The following is a 16,248-nucleotide window of genomic DNA, read 5'->3' as shown; positions in this document are numbered from 1 at the left end:
CGTATGAAATGAAAAGAGATGATGACCAGGCAGTCTAACTAGCGAGCGTCGCTACAAAATTCTAAACGCTGGGGCGTCACGGATCCTTGCGTCTAGTCTTGCGGCGCGAACTGCTCCGCTGCTGATAAGGTAAACTTGGCATAGGCGATCCGCGGACCGAATTTCATCCTCGAGTTTCAACATGATACGAACACACTGGCTTGTCGTTTTGCTGTTCTTCAGCTGCGCTACTGCCCGTGCTCAACAGCCCACCCACGCGTTGGAGCTCACGCTTCCGCCGACGATTTTCGCTTCGACCGACGTGCCGACCAACGTATATTTTGACAACATTGTTCTATCGCAAGACCTGAGCAAATTTCGCTTCGAGGTCGTCTGCGATATCGGGCAGACGCTGCCAGGAAATTGGTCGGCTACGCCCAGAAACAAGGACATCGGCACTCATCCGATTCGCGTTCAAATCTCTGGGATCGATGGCAAACTGGTTGCGTCAGCATCAAGCGAGATCAAAGTGGTTGGCACGGCTCACGGTAGTGCTCCGAAAAACGCGTCCAGCAGTACTGCCAAAGACGCCACAGATCCGATTCGTCTATTGATCATCGGCGATAGTTTGACGCATGGATCGGCGTATCCCAACGAGATTGCACGCTTGTTTGCGGAGCATAGCAACGTCAAAATCGAGATGCTTGGTACGCACAAACCGGCTTCTGCTGCGAAAGGTGTCCGACATGAAGGTTACGGCGGATGGACGTGGAACAATTTTGTTTCCAAATATGAACCGCGGCCGGATGGAAAAAAGGTCAGAAGCAGTCCGTTTGTTTTTCTCGACAAGGACTCAAAACCCCAATTGGACATGCACCGCTACTTTGATCAGCAGTGCAACGGCCACCTCCCCGACTACGTGGTCATCTTATTAGGAATCAACGACTGCTTCAGCGCTCCGGCAGACGATGCAACGGGTGTCGACGCGAAAATTGACAAAATGCTGGTTTACGCCGATCAATTGCTGGGCTCAATTCGGCAAGCGGCGCCCAAGGCACATATTGGTTTTTGCTTGACGACTCCTCCAAACGCTCGTGAAGAGGCCTTCGTGGCGAACTACCAAGATCGGTATAGTCGCTGGGGATGGAAACGAATTCAGCATCGCTTGGTCCAACGGCAGCTACAGTTTGTCGATGCAAAATCAGATCCGCAACTCACGGTTGTTCCTACGCAGCTGAACATTGATCCCATTGACGGATATCCTACGAACAACGCTGTGCACCCCAACCGGAATGGTTACAAACAGCTTGGTGCAACAATCTATTCTTGGTTGAGCTGCAAGATCGCTCAGCAGCGTTGGGCCTATTCGCCTGCGCTACTCCAGCCGTTCTGGCAGACAGACGTTGTGCAAAGCGAGCCTGTCCTGTTCCTGCGAGACGATGAGACGCAGCCAGCCAAAGGTTCAGTGCTGTTTCCAATCAGCGAAATTGTTTCGGTGCAAAGTTCGTCTGGCCAGACGACTTATAGGCAAGGTCGTGACTATCGTTTTGTCGCCGGCACCAACCAGTTAGTGATCCCCAACGGATCGCGCATCGTGACCACCTTGGCGTCACAACTGCGTCGTCCTGACAATTCACAACGACACAAGTTAACTCACCGCGATGGGAAGGGCGAAATTCTGTTCGGCGCTCAGTTGGAATATCATCAACTGCAAACCTCCGTGACTTATCGAAAAGCGGATGACGCTTGGCCGGTTTCCATGCCGACATTTGATCCCGCGAAGCTTCCCGTCACGATCTCAAAGCTGCAACAACGCAAAGACCTCTCAATCGTTGTGCTCGGTGATAGTATCTCGACCGGCTGCAACGCGTCGGGCTGGGGCGACGGCGCACCGTTTCAACCCGCTTATCAAGACTTGCTGGCAGAGCATCTGGAAAAACAAACTCGCGCGAAGATCAAACTGACGAACCTGTCGGTAGGCGGAAAATCAACTCCCTGGGGCATGACGATGGTTCCGCAAGTCGTCTCGCATGCTCCTGATTTGGTTATCTTGGCCTTCGGGATGAACGATTCGGCCAGTCGGTCGGCCAAAGAGTTCGGCGATAATACGGCCGCCATCATCAAAGCAACTCGCGACGAACTTCCTCAAGCGGAGTTTGTGCTGGTCGCATCAATGTTGGGCAATCGCGACTGGGTGCGACTGAAACATGACGTATTCCCCGAGTACCGCGATCAATTGGCTTCGCTCTGCCGCCCAGGAATTGCGATTGCAGACATGACAAGCGTCTGGACTGAGTTTCTGAAACGCAAAAAGGACTCGGACCTAACTGGAAACGGAGTCAATCACCCGAACGACTTTGCCCACCGCGTCTATGCTCAAGTAATTGCCGCTCTCCTAACCCAATAGCGTTCCGATTGCTCGCGACGGACCATGTCGCACCGAACCACCATCCCCCAGTTTGAATCAGATGAACAACACAAAAACATTTTTGGCCGCCGATTTGTACGCCGTTGCCGGCGCATCGGCACGCCCCCACAAGTACGGCTACAAGGTGTTTAAGGCCTTGCTTGCATCGGGGCGCGACACCTATCCACTGAACCCGGTCACCGAAGAAATCGATGGGCACCAAGCGTATCCGCAAATTGCGGACCTGCCATTTGTCCCTGAATCACTTTCGATCATTACGCCACCACAAGTCACTCGCCAAATCGTTGCCGATGCGATTGAAGCCGGTGTGAAGAACATCTGGATGCAGCCCGGCGCTGAAGACTTAGAAGCCAGCAATGCCGCACGCCAAGCAGGCATCAACGTGATCGACGACGGATCTTGTGTGCTTGTATTGCTGGCACTTCATTCATGAGCGACCAGCTACGATTTCGTTCGACTGAGGCGACGGACCGTGATGCGATCGCCAGCGTGCACCGATCGGCCTTCAGCGACAACCAAGGAAACGAGATCGCCCAGCTTGTCGATGACCTTTTCGCGGACACAACGGCCCAGCCCATTGTGTCACTCGTCGCAGAGATGGACCAAGCGGTGGTGGGACATGTTCTTTTAACGACCGTGTCGATCGAGCTGAACGCGACCGACGTATCGGCAATGATACTCTCGCCCGTCGCTGTCGATGCGTCGATGCAACGGCGAGGAATCGGATCGCAGCTGATCCGATATGGACTTGGCGAGTTGCAATCACTTCGCGTGGAACTGGTTTTCGTATTGGGGTACCCCGAATACTACGGACGTTTCGGATTTCGGCCCGCAGGTGAGCTCGGCTTTCAGGCCCCTCATGTGATTCCACCTCAGTACGCTGACGCGTGGATGGTGATTGAGCTACGCCAAGGAGCGATTGCTCAAAACCACGGAACCATTCAATGCTCGCGTGTGCTCAATCAGCCTCAATACTGGAGTGCGTAGGCGGCTGTTACCCCTGGTTGTCTGCCAGCGAAATTCACTCGATTTGCCGAACCAATTTGGCGGGATTGCCGGCGACAAGGACGCCGACTGGTACGTCTTTGGCAACTACGCTGCCGGCACCGATCACACTGCGGTCACCGATCGTCACTCCCGGGCAGATGATCGCCCCTCCACCAATCCAGACATCGCTACCAATCGTGACCGGTTTGCCAAACTCTTGCGTACGACGAGGGATCGCTTCCAATGGATGCGTCGCCGTGTAAATGTGAACTCCTGGGCCGACGAATACGTTGTCGCCAAGCTGGACTTTGCAAACGTCCAGAATCACACAGTCAAAATTGAAGTACACGTTCTTACCGAGAGAGATGTTGTTGCCGTAGTCACAACGAAACGGCGGTTCAAGCCAAACTGTTTCACCTCCCTGGCTAAACAAATCGCTTAAGATTCCGCGACGAATGCTCTCGTCTCTTGGCAAACTCTGGTTGAGCTGATGACAGAGTTCACGCGTCCTCATTCGATCCTCGGCAAGTTCTGCATCGCTTGCGTCATAAAGATCACCAGCAAGCATTCTCTCTTTCTGAGTTCGCGTCATGAATGTCTCTGTGCTTGGTTTAGTTTTGATTCGAGATTAACAAATTTCGCCTTACGGATGATCGCAAGACATTCGACAGACCTTTGGGCGAACGTGTCACGTTAGCTTGGCCCCGTCTGGATCATGCTGACCTGGCACCGTTTAGATAACCGGCACGGAAAAGGCCGACCAGGGGACACGCTTTCGCATGCTCTATCGTGCGGCAAAGTGACACGCAGAGTAGTTACCGGTGTCTGAGCCTGGGTCGCGTCATACAATGGCCCCTCTTGTCTCCTCATCGCGACAATTCACTCCTTGCAACTCTGACGCAGGATATCGATTCATGGCCAGCACAAAACGGCGCACGCTTGACTTCCACACCGGCGACGAAGTCGTTGCGGAAATCCAGCGACTTCGGTCCCGCAAGTACTCAAAAACAAAGAACTGGAATCTGACTCAAATCTGCGAACATTTGACGGCGACGATGGCTGGAGGCATTGATGGTTTTGGTTTCCGCCTTCCGTGGATTTTGCGGGTGACCGTTTTAAAATGGATCTTCAATCGCATGTTGAAAACGCGAAAGATGTCGAGCGGTCCCACCTTGGACCGACTGAAACCCAAAACGGCTGGTGGCACCGATGATGATGCGATCATCGACACCTGCATCGCCACCATCGAGCGAGCGGCGTCTTTCAAAGGACCGATCCAGAACTACCCATTTCTGAACGAACTCAAGGTCGACGACTGGCAACAGTTCATGTGGATGCACGCCGGGCATCATCTCGGGTTTCTGATCCCCCAGGACACAACCGGCTGATTGATTCAGCCAACGACTGCATTCAGTCCACAACAAGAGATCCGGCAAACGACCAATCAGCAGTGAAAGGTCGGTAGCGCAGGATGCAATCGCTTCAGACAGCTGGAATGGTATTGACGACGAAGGCTCGTGATCGGTAGGTACATTTCACGATACGCCCATTCCTCTGCTATTCGTTGCTGGACATTCGATGAATCCGTTAAGACAAACCCTGCACCGGGGTCTCGATCCGATCGCCGCCTCCTTCGGTTATCAACTGAGTCGCCGCCCCAGGACGCTGAAACTCTACAAAGGCGATGACTTTTGCGAGCAAGCAGACGGTCTCAAAAAAATTCAGTACGCCTGCTTCAAAAACTTGCTGTCCGACTGGGTGAACGTCGACATGGTGTCCAAGAAAAAGGCACTGAAGGGACGACCGGACGACCAATACGTATACTTCACAGTCGACCTCACGCAGCGGCACCCGTTCCCGAGTGATCGCTTCGAGTTTGCGTACGGTGAAGATTTTCTGGAACACCTGACACAAGCAGACGCGCTGATATTTTTGGCCGAAGCATTCCGTACGCTCGCCGCTGACGGCACGTTGCGTCTTTCTTTCCCTGGATTAGAAGGCGTCCTTCGCAAACATTACCAAACAGCCGACTACGAAACGGCCGTGACGGCAAGACAGATTGCGTATGACGATCTTGGGCACTTTCACTTTTTCTCACGCGAAGAACTAGTCACGGTGGCCAAACACATTGGTTTTCGTGATGTAAAGTACTGTCAGTTTGGCGAGTCAGATCATCCTGAACTCAGCAACCGAGAGACGCGTGAAAACCAGAAAGAAGTCAACACGTATGTCGAACTTACGAAATAGCTGAAACGTGAGTTTCTTCTCAGGCGATGACTCTTAGGAATGCATCGACCAGACGCTGGTCCATGCCCGAGCCCCTTGTAGTGCTGATCCGAACTAGCGCAGATGGAAACGCTTCCTATCGCCTCTCGGATCATCCAGCCATGGCTTCAGACCTGACGCGATCATGCTCCCTCGTTAGCGACAAACGCCCTGAGCGGTCGAATCACAAGATCGACTAGCCATTTGGCAAACGCGATCAATCGATCGCTAATCGAATCGGCACTCAGGTCACTGCGTTTCAGTCCTTTGCGATTGCTAACCTTGGCCATCGAAGACGAATCTAGTCTATTGCAGCCGCTTCGTGAGTCGTCGCGGGCGCGTTTTTGACGTGTTCCCTTGCAGCATTTGTTCGGTATTTCGCCAGGATCTCTTGTGTCAGCAGAATCAAAACTCGTCATCGGTGTCCCCGGGAACTGGGCGGACCACACCGCGATTGTGAATTCGATCGCGACCAACAGCGGCGGATACCTTTTCGTCGGAGCCCTGATGTCGCACGTCGAAAGCAAAGAAGTCTGCAAACTGGAAGTCTATGACCGCGCCCCCGATCTACTGGCGGCTTACACGCTGGCCGGATGCGGGAAAATTAGCGACGACGACTTGGCTGCGATCGGTGACCATAGCAATGCGCTCTATGTCAGCGGCCCAAGCAATTCGCCGGATTCTGCAAAAACACTGATGCGTTTTGCTGCGGCACTCCTGGATTGCGGCGGCATCGCCGTCAAGATTGAATCGACCGGAATCGCGCACTCGGCTCAGCGGTGGAGAGAACTGACGCAAGACGGTTCGCCTCCCGCGCTGATGCGTGCCTTCGTGACCTACGTCGGCAGCGCAGGTTCGTTCTACTCCTGCGGAATGCACAACCTTGGACTTCCCGACGCGACACTTGAAGCGGACGTCATGCCCGAAACGGCGGCCACGCTACTGGATACGTTTCTGTTGTATCTGATCAGCGAGTCACCGGAGATGAGCGACGACGAAACCTTTGCGATCGATGATCGGTCACCGCGTTACACGATTACCAAAGCAGAGTGCACGGAGTTTCCACCAGGGAATCTGTTCCACAATCCGCACGGTGTGTGGCAGCTGCGGCCAGTGAAATCCGAACGCAAGTATCGCTAGCGCAGATTCGGGCTCCCACGCAAGCTTGCTGTTGCTTCGCAGACGCGCTGCATCCTTCTGCCAAGCGGCGCAATTCGCACACTAGATTGGCCAGTTCGATTGAGTCGACGAATGCTTGATGATTCCGGACGAGAACGGGCTTTATTTTCCGATCCTGATCAAGCGGGTTTCGCTTTTCTTTTGCGATCTTCTGCCGACCGCCCCTGCGGTGGGGCTTGGCGTCCGCCGTTCTCCGAATCGCCAAGCGAGAGTGGCGTTCGTAGATCGCACTCCTGATGCAGATAGAGCGACGTTCGACGAAAACGACGTCCGCATCTGGCAATAAGACGCTTCGTTTCGAATCGATTCTGGCGTCTTCGACGACCAAATGGCCTTTTCTCAATATAACTCGGATTGTTCTGTAAGGCTAACGCGGAATGCTCGTCTCCCACCCATCAAACGAGTGACATACGTCGCTCATTCCGAACCCGCGACGACAGGTTCCGTCGTCGCACAATGGAGAACCAAGATGACTAACTTTCAATTGCACTCGATCGAATCAGCCCCCGCCGCGAGCAAACCGCTTCTGGAAGGCAGCAAGAAAGATTACGGAATGGCGCCCAATCTGCACGCCGTCATGGCGGAGTCGCCCGCACTGCTAGAGGCCTACAAAACGGTTGCGGACATTTTTGGCAGATCAAGCCTGAATGTGACGGAGCAACAAATCGTCGCGATGACCAACAACCGACTGAATGGTTGCGAATATTGCATGGCTGCTCACACATCGATCATGCAAGGTGCAAAAGTAGCCGAGGATGTGATCACTTCGCTGCGAAACGGCACTCCGATCGCCGATCCAAAATTGGAAGCACTGCGGGTGTACGCCGAAAAAGTCAATCTCAGTCGTGGATGGCCGGATGACAGCGACATCGAAGCGTTGTTGGCTGCTGGGTACACAAAGCAGACCGTTTTAGATGTTGTCGTGGGCACTGCTTTCAAGGTTCTGTCCAACTACACCAACCACGTCGCTGAAACTCCGCTGGACAAGGCATTCGCCAAGAACGAGTGGAGTGCGGAAGCACAGCCAGCAAGTTAATCGCAGCAAACAGTGATGTTTCCCGCGATTTTCCGTAAGTCAAGCCTGAGCTCCTCGTCCCCCCCTTTATCGACCGCCACAAACGTGGCACCACAAGCACATCCATTTCAAGGATTAGCAGATGACATTTGATGTGAAAGACAAGACCGTATTGGTGACCGGTGCAAATCGTGGCATCGGCAAAGTAATTCTAGAAGAGGCACTAAAGCGTGGGGCAGCAAAGGTCTACTCCGCTGTGCGAAATGTTGATTCGGCTAGAACGCTCGTTGCAGAACACGGTGATCGAGTCGTCCCGGTTCGCATTGATCTGGACGACCCTGCTTCGATTGCGGCTGCGGCGGAAACCGCTGCGGACGTTCATGTTGTTATCAACAATGCTGGCGTGTTGAAGAAGAAGTCCGCCTTAGATGATGGATCGATCGAAGCACTGCAGTTTGAAATGAACGTGAACGTGTATGGATTGATGCGAATCGCACAAGCATTCGCACCAGTGTTGAAGGCCAACGGTGGCGGTGCGTTTGCTCAACTGAACAGTGTTGCGTCGGTGAAAACGTTCGCAAACATGGCCACGTACTGCGCTTCAAAGGCAGCCAGCTACGCCATCACACAGGGACTGCGGGATTCATTGAAGGAACAAGGCACTCATGTTGTCAGTGTTCACCCAGGCCCCATTCAAACCGACATGGGACAAGAAGCGGGTTTCGGCGACATGGCTGCTTCGCCATCGCTGGTCGCAACCGCGATCTTCGACGCAATCGCCGAAGGACTCTTCCACGTCTGGCCTGATCCGATGGCCGAACAAGTGGGAGCCGCCTATCAAAGTTTTGCCGAGAACGTCGTCGAATCCGACATGGAAGTATCCCCTGCGTAGTCGTGACGTAGTGAATGGGGCAACTTATTTCCACCGTTCCTGGAATGCTGGCGGTTGGCATGCACGAGCAAATCTCTCAAAGCAGTACTGATGAACAAGTCAACTTCGACATTAATAATCGTTTTCGCTCTTCTGCTAGGCTCCATCACTGCCGTCAATTCGCAAGAAGTGCAAATCATGGACAAACCGATGCAACATCCATCACTTCCACGACCGCAAGTGATCATTTTTGATGTCAACGAAACGTTGCTCGATCTTGCTCCGCTAAAGACATCGGTTGGCAAAGCTCTTCAAGGGCGAGAAGACCTGTTGCCGCTGTGGTTTTCGACGATGTTGCATTACTCGCTGGTGGAAACACTAAGCGATCAGTACCACAGCTTTGGTGAGATCGGTACTGCGGCGCTGATGATGGTCGCCGAAACGCAAGGCATCAAACTCGACTACGACGAAGCAAAAGCTGCGATCGTGACGCCTCTTCGATCGTTGCCTCCCCATCCGGATGTTGTCGATGCGCTGAAAAAATTGAAAGCAGACGGTTTCCGAATCGTCAGTTTGACTAATTCATCCGACGTGGGAGTCGAAACGCAATTTAGGAACGCAGGACTGACCGGCTTGTTTGAAAAACGGTATAGCGTCGACAGTGTTAAGAAGTTCAAGCCTCATCCTGACACTTACCGTGTGGTTCTGGATGATCTGAACGTCAACGCTGGCGACGCGCTGATGGTTGCCGCCCATGCGTGGGATTTGGCGGGTGCTAAAAACGTCGGACTACAAACGGCGTTCATCGCACGCCCTGGAAAGACGCTGTATCCCAACGCTTCCAAACCCGACTATGTAGCGCACGATTTGCTAGACCTCGTGACAATTATCAAAGGTGTCAACGCAAAGTAAGCCTCGCATCCGTTGACACAGAATCCAATTATAAAACTGATTCAAACAAGGAAATAGAGACATGGCCCAAACGAAACAAAGCAATCGACAAATCTTATTGAACTCACGTCCGCATGGTGCGCCGAAACCCGATGACTTTCGATTGCAGGAAACGAATATTCCTGAACCGGGTGATGGTGAGGTACTGCTGCGTACTTTGTATCTTTCGCTTGATCCCTACATGCGAGGTCGAATGAGCGATGGGCCATCGTATGCTGAACCGGTTGCAATCGATGACGTCATGGTTGGTGGAACAGTTTGTCGCGTGGAGCAATCGAACCACGCGAAGTACTCCGTCGGCGACTTAGTTCTCAGCTTCAGTGGATGGCAGGACTACGCGGTCTCCGATGGCACAGGACTGGTGCAGCTAGATTCCGAAATGGAACGTCCCTCGTTGGCTCTGGGCGTGCTGGGAATGCCAGGTTTCACTGCGTACATGGGACTGCTGGACATCGGCCAGACAAAATCTGGCGAGACCGTTGTCGTGGCTGGCGCTACCGGAGCAGTCGGTTCGGTCGTTGGGCAGATCGCAAAGCTTAAAGGATGCCGCGTCGTCGGAGTCGCAGGCGGTGAAACCAAATGTCGCATCGCTGTCGATGAGCTTGGCTTTGATGTATGCATCGATCACCGCGCCGACGACTTCGCTGATCAACTGTCCGCAGCATGTTCAGCAGGGATCGACGTCTATTACGAAAACGTGGGCGGCAAAGTGTTTGACGGTGTGCTTCCGCTACTTAATACCAAAGCACGAATCCCTCTGTGCGGACTGATCGCCCATTACAACGATACCGAGTTGCCGCCAGGCCCTGATCGTCTGTCATTGCTGATGAAGACAATACTTATCAAACGAATCAAGATGCAAGGCTTCATCATCTTTGACGACTACCAACATCGTTTCGGCGAGTTTGCGACGGAGATGTCACAGTGGGTCAAAGAAGGACAAATCAAAGTCCATGAAGACATTGTAGACAGTCTGGAAAACGCGCCAGGCGCATTCATCGGACTATTGGAAGGCGAAAATTCCGGTAAGCTCGTCATCCGCGTTGCCAATAGCTAACTAGAAAAATGAGCACGCAACACTCAGTCGTGATCAAGCGCAGTCGCGATCTGTTCACGCGACTCATTGCAAACTAGAAAAACAACATATTCCTCTAGCGGAGGGATGCAAAACGGAAATAGGAATTCCTAGATGAACGACTTACTTGAAACACTGGTGTTTAGCAGCAGCATTAACATGAAGAACCGCTTCATGCTGGCTCCTCTGACGAATTCGCAAAGTCATCAAGACGGCACGTTGCCCGACGACGAATATCACTGGTTGACCATGCGGGCGAAGGGTGGATTCGGACTAACGATGACCTGCGCCGCTCGCGTCCAGACCATCGGCTAAGGGTTTCCAGGGCAGTTGGGAATCTATGGTGACCAACACCTCGAAGGGCTGACCAGACTGGCCCAAGGAATCAAACGCGAAAATAGCTTGCCGTGGTGCAACTGCATCACGCCTGCATGCGTTCGCCCGCAGAACTAATTGGTCAATCTCAGATGGCGGCACTTTGGGTGGAGCCTCCATTTTCGCAAGACGTCCAATCAGTCTTGCGACGATGCGATCGATTCCGAACGAAACGATTCAAAAGAAAACTGAAACAGCGTCCAGGCAAACTCTAGCTCAGCAATCACAGCACAATTAGGAAGCCAAACATGAGCACGAACATCGCAGAAAAAGTCGTTGTCATCACAGGTGCCAGCAGTGGTTTAGGGGAAGACGCCGCGCGACATCTAGCATCCCAAGGCGCCGCAGTAGTCCTGGGTGCTCGGCGTGTGGACAAGCTTGAATCCATCGTGGCCGATATTCGCAAAAGCGGTGGTAAAGCAGACGCACTCGCGACCGACGTGACCCAAGCGGACCAAGTCAAAGCGCTGGTCGACAAGGCCGTGGAAGTCTTTGGCCGCATCGACGTGATGATCAACAACGCAGGGCTGATGGCGATCGCCCCGATGAGCGCACTGAAGGTTAACGAGTGGGATCGCATGATCGACATTAATGTCAAAGGAGTGTTGTACGGCATCGCTTCGGCCTTGCCGGTGTTTCAGAGTCAGGGCTCCGGGCACTTTATCAACATCAGTTCGGTCGCGGGCCTGAAGGTGGCACCTGGAGGTGCCGTCTACAGTGCGACCAAGTTTGCCGTCAGTGCGCTCAGTGAAGGTCTGCGGCAGGAAATTGGCGGAACCATTCGCACCACGACGATCCTGCCCGGGTTGATCGACACCGAACTGAAACTGGGGAGTTCGGATGAAGCGAGTTCTCAAGCCATCGACGAACGTTACAAAATGGCGATCGCACCATCAGCGATCTCAAACGCGATTGCCTACGCCATTTCGCAGCCAGCAGAGGTGGACGTCAACGAAATCGTCGTTCGGCCAACGGTTCAAGAATTTTAAAATACCCTGCAAATGGATTTCCAGCGTCAACTAGGTGCTGCCAAATGCGCGTCGCTTCGCACGTTGACTCGGTCGACATCCGTTTCACCAGGCCAGGCTCCTACATCTACGAATTCTTCTGATCAGCCACGCTGTTGATTTTGTCTTGCATGGATTGTGGACGGTCGGTACGAGTCCCGACTTTGATGCTGGTAGTGATCCGCGGAGCCCCCATCGCGTGAACTCGTTCGTGGCAAAGTTTGATGGCAGCGAACACTTCGTCCCAGTCGCCCTCAATATTGGTGCCGTAGGCATGAAGCTGGTGTTCCAATCCAGCTTCCCGCAACACGTTCTGGCACTCCGCGACGTACTTGCCCACCGAAACTCCCACGCCCATCGGGACAACGCACAAATCGACAATGACGTTCATCTCTAAGAATCCTCTGTATCTAAGCTCGGTCCATTGTTGAACGACCGAGTTTAAGCGGTCGCGGCATGAGCGGCAGTGGCCCTAACCGACATTGTTACCAGACCAATCGGTGCTGGCCGATTGGTGCTGGCCGATTGGTGCTGGCCGGTGTGGCTGCTTTCCACCAGCGGTATCTGCAACCGCATCGACATGTGAATAACGGACTTTCCTGATTTTTCGATTTTCGCTAGTCTCCCAGCCGAATGTAGGAAGGCATGGTTCACTTCCGACGAACGTTTTGAATGGTTACGAGACGGGAGCGTTGAAGTGGAAATGAAGAAATGGTCGCCATGGTGTCTTTTGTGCCTGCTGTCGCTTGCGGTGGGGTGTCGCTCCACGGCCCCGACTAGTGCACCGATTGCTTCGGATCCAGCGATTCCAGATACCATGCCCGCGGAACCAACCACCCTTTCGTTTGTCGACAAGCCGGAATTTCAAGACGGAACGGGGCCGATGGATGCGGCGATTGCACCAGAATTCTTGAAGACTGCGTCAGGATTGAGGTATCGGGTTCTGCGAAAGTCCGATCGCAAAAAGCCAACGGCTGACAGCACGGTTAGCGTTCACTATCGCGGATGGCTCAACAGTGGGACCGTTTTTGACAGCTCGTACGAACGAGGTGAACCGACTACCTTTCCGCTGCGAAATGTCATCGCCGGTTGGACGGAAGGCATGCAGTTGGTTGGCGAAGGCGGGATGATCGAATTGTGGGTGCCCTCCCGTCTGGGCTACGGCGAAAGAGGCTCGCCAGGCTCCATTCCGCCTCACTCGACCCTTCACTTCATCGTCGAACTCGTGAGTGTCAAATAAGCTCGGTAGACATTCCGCAGGCATTCGGCCATTCGGCGGCAATGTATTCGGTACAAGGTAACAGATACGAGAAGCGGTTTAGCGGGCGTCCGATCGCCCCGCACTGCCCCAGGACTATTTGCGTCTTAGCAAATAACTAATGCCGCGTTCGTTTGGGACGAACCAAAGCGTAGCACCAAAAATCGCAGAATCTTGGCCGTCAATAAAATCGGCTTCTGTTTGCAAAGTTTCGACGGCTGTCAAAAAGTGGTCGGCGATTTGCTCTACCGTCTCGATTTGGCCGGTGTCAATGATCTGGCCCGATCGCGACTGGAGTAAGACGCGGTTGGTCGCATTGCAAGCCACGACCACTTCGGCCGCACTGCTGCCCCGACTAAGCTGATCGCGCAGCAACTGGTTGATTTCGCATTCGATCATCACGCAGCCAGAGACGTCTTCTGTTTCGGAATCGTAGACAGGTACTCCCGAAACCAAACGCAGATCTGTCGCGCATCCCTCTTGCGAATCGCCGTAAGGATCGATGACGACAGACGTATACACCTCTTCCGGCATTTCATCGGCGACACGTTGAACAAATTCGCTAATCTGGCCCGATCGAAGGTGGCTGCGCGGAACCACGCGAATCGTGGACATATCGCTGCTATGCCGTTCAGCGCGAACCTGTTCGGTGAACTGACCGTCACCGACTGCGATGTAAACAAAGCTGCGAAAGTAGGGGGTCGCTTTGAGTAAGCCCTGGAACACCGTCGCCAATCGTTTTCGCCAAACTTGTTTGTCTTCGTCAGACTCTGCTTTCATCAATCCCTCAATCGAAGGCATCCCGGCAGCAAAACGAATATTGCGTGCCATGTCGCGGACAGTCGCCTGCATGTCGGCTCGCAACTCGCGACCTTCCATACGTAGCGCATCGTACGCTGCTTGTTTGCCGCTTTGGCCTGCCATCCAGCTCTCGACTGCAGATGCCAAATCCACCGCCGAATCAAAACGCATGTGTTGCTTGCGAGCCATTGCCTTGACGCAGATGTTTTCCAGCTTTCGTGGTACCGACTTTCCATAGTCGCTGGCGGTCGGCGGATCCGACGCGGCGATAATCTTCAAGACAGAATTCAAATCGGAACTGTAGTCGGGCGGCGTTCCGACAACGCTTTTTTCATGCGGAGCCTTGCCGGTCAAAATCGAAAACAGAATCGCACCTAAACCGTACACATCCGTGCGATGATCGATCTTGTTGAGTTCGCCAGCCGCCTGTTCTGGAGACATATACAACGGTGTGCCGATCGCCTCCCCCTGCATCGTTTGCAGCAAGTCGGATTCACTGAGCAAAGCATCGGAGGTCAGCTTCGTCGCCAGTTCCCCGTCCTCCAGGACTTTGGCCAAGCCCCAGTCAATCACAATCACTTGTCCAAAATTATCCAGCACGACATTGTCTGGCTTTAAGTCGCGATGAACGACACCTCGTGAATGGGCATACGCAATCGCCTGGCAGATGTCTTGAAAAATCGACAACAGCCGATGGACACTGACGCAGCATTCCTCGTCCGCTTCCACCCGATCATGGTGTTCTTCGATTGCATCGGACAACGTACGCTTGCCGACGAAACGCATTGCGTAAAACGGCTCGCCCGATTGTCGGTCCACGCCATAGAAATACAGCGGCACAACATTGGGGTGCTCAAGATGGCCGGTGATCTCAGCTTCCCGATGAAACCGCTGCCATGCTTGCGGAGACTCGAGCGACTGAGACTTTAGCTGCTTGATCGCAACGGCCCGGCCAAGTTTCTCGTCTTGGGCCAACCAAACCTTTCCGAGCCCGCCTTCGGCGATTGGGCGAACAAGTCGAAAACTGGCCGCGGCTTGCCGATTTTCATGGCCCTGGTACAAGGACTGCCCAACCTCTTTTTGCACCGGAGACGTTTCAGCGAGCTGAGGATCATGCAGACGTCCGCTACCGGAGTCGCTAGCAGAAATGCTACCGGCCGAATCCGCTTGAGAAAGACTCGCTTTCTGCTGAACCGCTCCGCGAATCGACTCCTTCAGTCTTGCCTTCGCTTCCTGAGAAAGCCCGTTTTGATCGCCACTTGATTCGACCAGAGACGTTCCGGACACTGACGTCTGAATCAGCGCAGACAGTTCGGCAAATTTCCGGGCCTCTTCACTCTCGCGGAGATGACTGTCCACTCTTGCGGATTCTTCATCGTCCAATTTGCGTCGCATCGATTGCGAGATCAGGTGACTGATCGCTTTGTCATTTGGCATGTTGCTTGACCTCGTTGGTGCCGATGTTCTGGTCAACCTGCCATTTGGCACTGACGCACTTTGCCAGCCCAACACGAGCGCGATGAATTCGCACCCACATGTTCGACGGTGTGATGTCCAGTTCGCGGCAAACCTCGTCGGTGTCCATTTCTTCCATTGCACTGAGAACAAAAACTGCCGCCTGATTCTCTGGCAGCGTTTCTAAGCACCCCTGAACGACGAACTGCAGTTCCTGCATTTCGATTTCCTGATCGGGCGGAGGCGACCAGTTGATAGCGCCGGGCTTCCAGTTGCCTGCAGCATCGAACAGCTGTTCCGAAGGATCATGCTCGTCTTCGTAAACGAGTTCCTGGTTGTGTTTGGCTCGCGCTCGGATGTGATCGACTATCTTGCGTTTCAAGATACCCATCAACCAACCCCGCTCCGAACCGCTTCCCGAGTACTGCCGCGAATATCGGACACCAGCTAAGAAGGTCTCTTGCACCACCTCTTCAGCAGCCCCAGGGTCGCGCAGCCGCGACTTGGCGTACCGAAAAAGGTAGTCGCCGTAATCATCGACCCAATTAGCAGGATTTACGTCAGCCATGTTCGCAGGATTTACCTTGAATGTTGCAGATTGG

General features: G+C 53.6%; 18 protein-coding genes. 13 read left to right on the top strand and 5 right to left on the bottom strand.

Annotated features, from left to right (window positions below; genetic code table 11):
• Positions 1–181: 181 nt before the first annotated feature.
• From K239x_RS13510 to K239x_RS13500, 3 genes are all read left to right on the top strand, one after another.
• Complete coding sequence (locus K239x_RS13510) at positions 182–2,386, top strand: SGNH/GDSL hydrolase family protein (RefSeq protein WP_145418579.1); 2,205 nt, start codon at positions 182–184, stop codon at positions 2,384–2,386.
• Positions 2,387–2,447: 61 nt separating this feature from the next.
• Positions 2,448–2,840: a CoA-binding protein gene (locus tag K239x_RS13505; protein WP_145418578.1), complete on the top strand. Its 393-nt coding sequence runs from the start codon at positions 2,448–2,450 to the stop codon at positions 2,838–2,840.
• Complete coding sequence (locus K239x_RS13500; RefSeq protein WP_145418577.1) at positions 2,837–3,394, top strand: GNAT family N-acetyltransferase; 558 nt, start codon at positions 2,837–2,839, stop codon at positions 3,392–3,394. The genes K239x_RS13505 and K239x_RS13500 overlap by 4 nt, the downstream gene beginning before the upstream one ends.
• A gap of 34 nt (positions 3,395–3,428) precedes the next feature.
• Here K239x_RS13500 and K239x_RS13495 read toward each other — a convergent pair whose 3' ends face one another.
• On the bottom strand, positions 3,429–3,986 hold the full coding sequence (locus K239x_RS13495) for a sugar O-acetyltransferase (protein ID WP_145418576.1): 558 nt from the start codon (positions 3,984–3,986) through the stop codon (positions 3,429–3,431).
• Positions 3,987–4,308: 322 nt separating this feature from the next.
• On the opposite strand from K239x_RS13495, the gene K239x_RS13490 reads away from it, so the two are divergent.
• Both K239x_RS13490 and K239x_RS13485 read left to right on the top strand, forming a co-directional pair.
• Positions 4,309–4,782 (top strand): DUF1569 domain-containing protein, encoded by a 474-nt coding sequence (locus K239x_RS13490; RefSeq protein ID WP_419190019.1) that lies wholly within the window; start codon positions 4,309–4,311, stop codon positions 4,780–4,782.
• Positions 4,783–4,972: 190 nt separating this feature from the next.
• The gene (locus K239x_RS13485) at positions 4,973–5,641 is read left to right on the top strand and encodes a class I SAM-dependent methyltransferase (RefSeq protein WP_145418574.1); all 669 of its coding nucleotides are present in this window, start codon (positions 4,973–4,975) and stop codon (positions 5,639–5,641) included.
• Positions 5,642–5,802: 161 nt separating this feature from the next.
• Here the strand turns inward: K239x_RS13485 and K239x_RS28625 are convergent, their stop codons facing one another.
• On the bottom strand, positions 5,803–5,949 hold the full coding sequence (locus tag K239x_RS28625; RefSeq protein ID WP_419190018.1) for a hypothetical protein: 147 nt from the start codon (positions 5,947–5,949) through the stop codon (positions 5,803–5,805).
• 103 nt (positions 5,950–6,052) lie between these two features.
• On the opposite strand from K239x_RS28625, the gene K239x_RS13480 reads away from it, so the two are divergent.
• The 7 genes from K239x_RS13480 to K239x_RS13450 all read left to right on the top strand — a co-directional run bounded on the left by K239x_RS13480 (position 6,053) and on the right by K239x_RS13450 (position 12,114).
• Positions 6,053–6,799 (top strand): DUF4261 domain-containing protein, encoded by a 747-nt coding sequence (locus K239x_RS13480; RefSeq protein ID WP_145418573.1) that lies wholly within the window; start codon positions 6,053–6,055, stop codon positions 6,797–6,799.
• Between the two features lie 508 nt (positions 6,800–7,307).
• The gene (locus tag K239x_RS13475; protein ID WP_145418572.1) at positions 7,308–7,874 is read left to right on the top strand and encodes a carboxymuconolactone decarboxylase family protein; all 567 of its coding nucleotides are present in this window, start codon (positions 7,308–7,310) and stop codon (positions 7,872–7,874) included.
• Positions 7,875–7,995: 121 nt separating this feature from the next.
• Positions 7,996–8,745, top strand: coding sequence for an SDR family oxidoreductase (locus K239x_RS13470; protein WP_145418571.1), 750 nt, complete (start codon positions 7,996–7,998; stop codon positions 8,743–8,745).
• 90 nt (positions 8,746–8,835) lie between these two features.
• Positions 8,836–9,636: a haloacid dehalogenase type II gene (locus K239x_RS13465; protein WP_145418570.1), complete on the top strand. Its 801-nt coding sequence runs from the start codon at positions 8,836–8,838 to the stop codon at positions 9,634–9,636.
• Between the two features lie 61 nt (positions 9,637–9,697).
• Positions 9,698–10,732, top strand: coding sequence for an NADP-dependent oxidoreductase (locus tag K239x_RS13460; protein ID WP_145418569.1), 1,035 nt, complete (start codon positions 9,698–9,700; stop codon positions 10,730–10,732).
• Positions 10,733–10,864: 132 nt separating this feature from the next.
• Positions 10,865–11,065: a hypothetical protein gene (locus K239x_RS29050; protein ID WP_473163585.1), complete on the top strand. Its 201-nt coding sequence runs from the start codon at positions 10,865–10,867 to the stop codon at positions 11,063–11,065.
• 308 nt (positions 11,066–11,373) lie between these two features.
• The gene (locus tag K239x_RS13450; protein ID WP_145418568.1) at positions 11,374–12,114 is read left to right on the top strand and encodes an SDR family oxidoreductase; all 741 of its coding nucleotides are present in this window, start codon (positions 11,374–11,376) and stop codon (positions 12,112–12,114) included.
• A gap of 106 nt (positions 12,115–12,220) precedes the next feature.
• Here K239x_RS13450 and K239x_RS13445 read toward each other — a convergent pair whose 3' ends face one another.
• Positions 12,221–12,523 carry an MTH1187 family thiamine-binding protein gene (locus tag K239x_RS13445; RefSeq protein WP_145418567.1) on the bottom strand — a complete coding sequence of 101 codons (303 nt, stop codon included), beginning with the start codon at positions 12,521–12,523 and terminating at the stop codon, positions 12,221–12,223.
• Between the two features lie 306 nt (positions 12,524–12,829).
• Between K239x_RS13445 and K239x_RS13440 the strand changes: the two genes are divergently transcribed.
• Positions 12,830–13,372: an FKBP-type peptidyl-prolyl cis-trans isomerase gene (locus K239x_RS13440; protein ID WP_145418566.1), complete on the top strand. Its 543-nt coding sequence runs from the start codon at positions 12,830–12,832 to the stop codon at positions 13,370–13,372.
• Positions 13,373–13,486: 114 nt separating this feature from the next.
• Here the strand turns inward: K239x_RS13440 and K239x_RS13435 are convergent, their stop codons facing one another.
• Positions 13,487–15,628: a serine/threonine-protein kinase gene (locus K239x_RS13435; protein WP_145418565.1), complete on the bottom strand. Its 2,142-nt coding sequence runs from the start codon at positions 15,626–15,628 to the stop codon at positions 13,487–13,489.
• The gene (locus K239x_RS13430) at positions 15,618–16,214 is read right to left on the bottom strand and encodes a sigma-70 family RNA polymerase sigma factor (RefSeq protein WP_145418564.1); all 597 of its coding nucleotides are present in this window, start codon (positions 16,212–16,214) and stop codon (positions 15,618–15,620) included. The genes K239x_RS13435 and K239x_RS13430 overlap by 11 nt, the downstream gene beginning before the upstream one ends.
• Positions 16,215–16,248 lie beyond the last annotated feature (34 nt).

The sequence above is a fragment of the Stieleria marina genome, assembly GCA_007741555.1.
Taxonomy (GTDB): domain Bacteria; phylum Planctomycetota; class Planctomycetia; order Pirellulales; family Pirellulaceae; genus K23-9.
This window is presented reverse-complemented; position numbering and strand designations above follow the sequence as displayed.

What these genes read in the sequence shown, in the direction of transcription:
- K239x_RS13510 (WP_145418579.1), top strand. Translation starts at nt 182, where the DNA reads ATGATACGAACACACTGGCTTGTCGTTTTGCTGTTCTTCAGCTGCGCT.
- K239x_RS13505 (WP_145418578.1), top strand. Translation starts at nt 2,448, where the DNA reads ATGAACAACACAAAAACATTTTTGGCCGCCGATTTGTACGCCGTTGCC.
- K239x_RS13500 (WP_145418577.1), top strand. Translation starts at nt 2,837, where the DNA reads ATGAGCGACCAGCTACGATTTCGTTCGACTGAGGCGACGGACCGTGAT.
- K239x_RS13495 (WP_145418576.1), bottom strand. Translation starts at nt 3,986, where the DNA reads ATGACGCGAACTCAGAAAGAGAGAATGCTTGCTGGTGATCTTTATGAC.
- K239x_RS13490 (WP_419190019.1), top strand. Translation starts at nt 4,309, where the DNA reads ATGGCCAGCACAAAACGGCGCACGCTTGACTTCCACACCGGCGACGAA.
- K239x_RS13485 (WP_145418574.1), top strand. Translation starts at nt 4,973, where the DNA reads ATGAATCCGTTAAGACAAACCCTGCACCGGGGTCTCGATCCGATCGCC.
- K239x_RS28625 (WP_419190018.1), bottom strand. Translation starts at nt 5,949, where the DNA reads ATGGCCAAGGTTAGCAATCGCAAAGGACTGAAACGCAGTGACCTGAGT.
- K239x_RS13475 (WP_145418572.1), top strand. Translation starts at nt 7,308, where the DNA reads ATGACTAACTTTCAATTGCACTCGATCGAATCAGCCCCCGCCGCGAGC.
- K239x_RS13470 (WP_145418571.1), top strand. Translation starts at nt 7,996, where the DNA reads ATGACATTTGATGTGAAAGACAAGACCGTATTGGTGACCGGTGCAAAT.
- K239x_RS13465 (WP_145418570.1), top strand. Translation starts at nt 8,836, where the DNA reads ATGAACAAGTCAACTTCGACATTAATAATCGTTTTCGCTCTTCTGCTA.
- K239x_RS13460 (WP_145418569.1), top strand. Translation starts at nt 9,698, where the DNA reads ATGGCCCAAACGAAACAAAGCAATCGACAAATCTTATTGAACTCACGT.
- K239x_RS29050 (WP_473163585.1), top strand. Translation starts at nt 10,865, where the DNA reads ATGAACGACTTACTTGAAACACTGGTGTTTAGCAGCAGCATTAACATG.
- K239x_RS13450 (WP_145418568.1), top strand. Translation starts at nt 11,374, where the DNA reads ATGAGCACGAACATCGCAGAAAAAGTCGTTGTCATCACAGGTGCCAGC.
- K239x_RS13445 (WP_145418567.1), bottom strand. Translation starts at nt 12,523, where the DNA reads ATGAACGTCATTGTCGATTTGTGCGTTGTCCCGATGGGCGTGGGAGTT.
- K239x_RS13435 (WP_145418565.1), bottom strand. Translation starts at nt 15,628, where the DNA reads ATGCCAAATGACAAAGCGATCAGTCACCTGATCTCGCAATCGATGCGA.
- K239x_RS13430 (WP_145418564.1), bottom strand. Translation starts at nt 16,214, where the DNA reads ATGGCTGACGTAAATCCTGCTAATTGGGTCGATGATTACGGCGACTAC.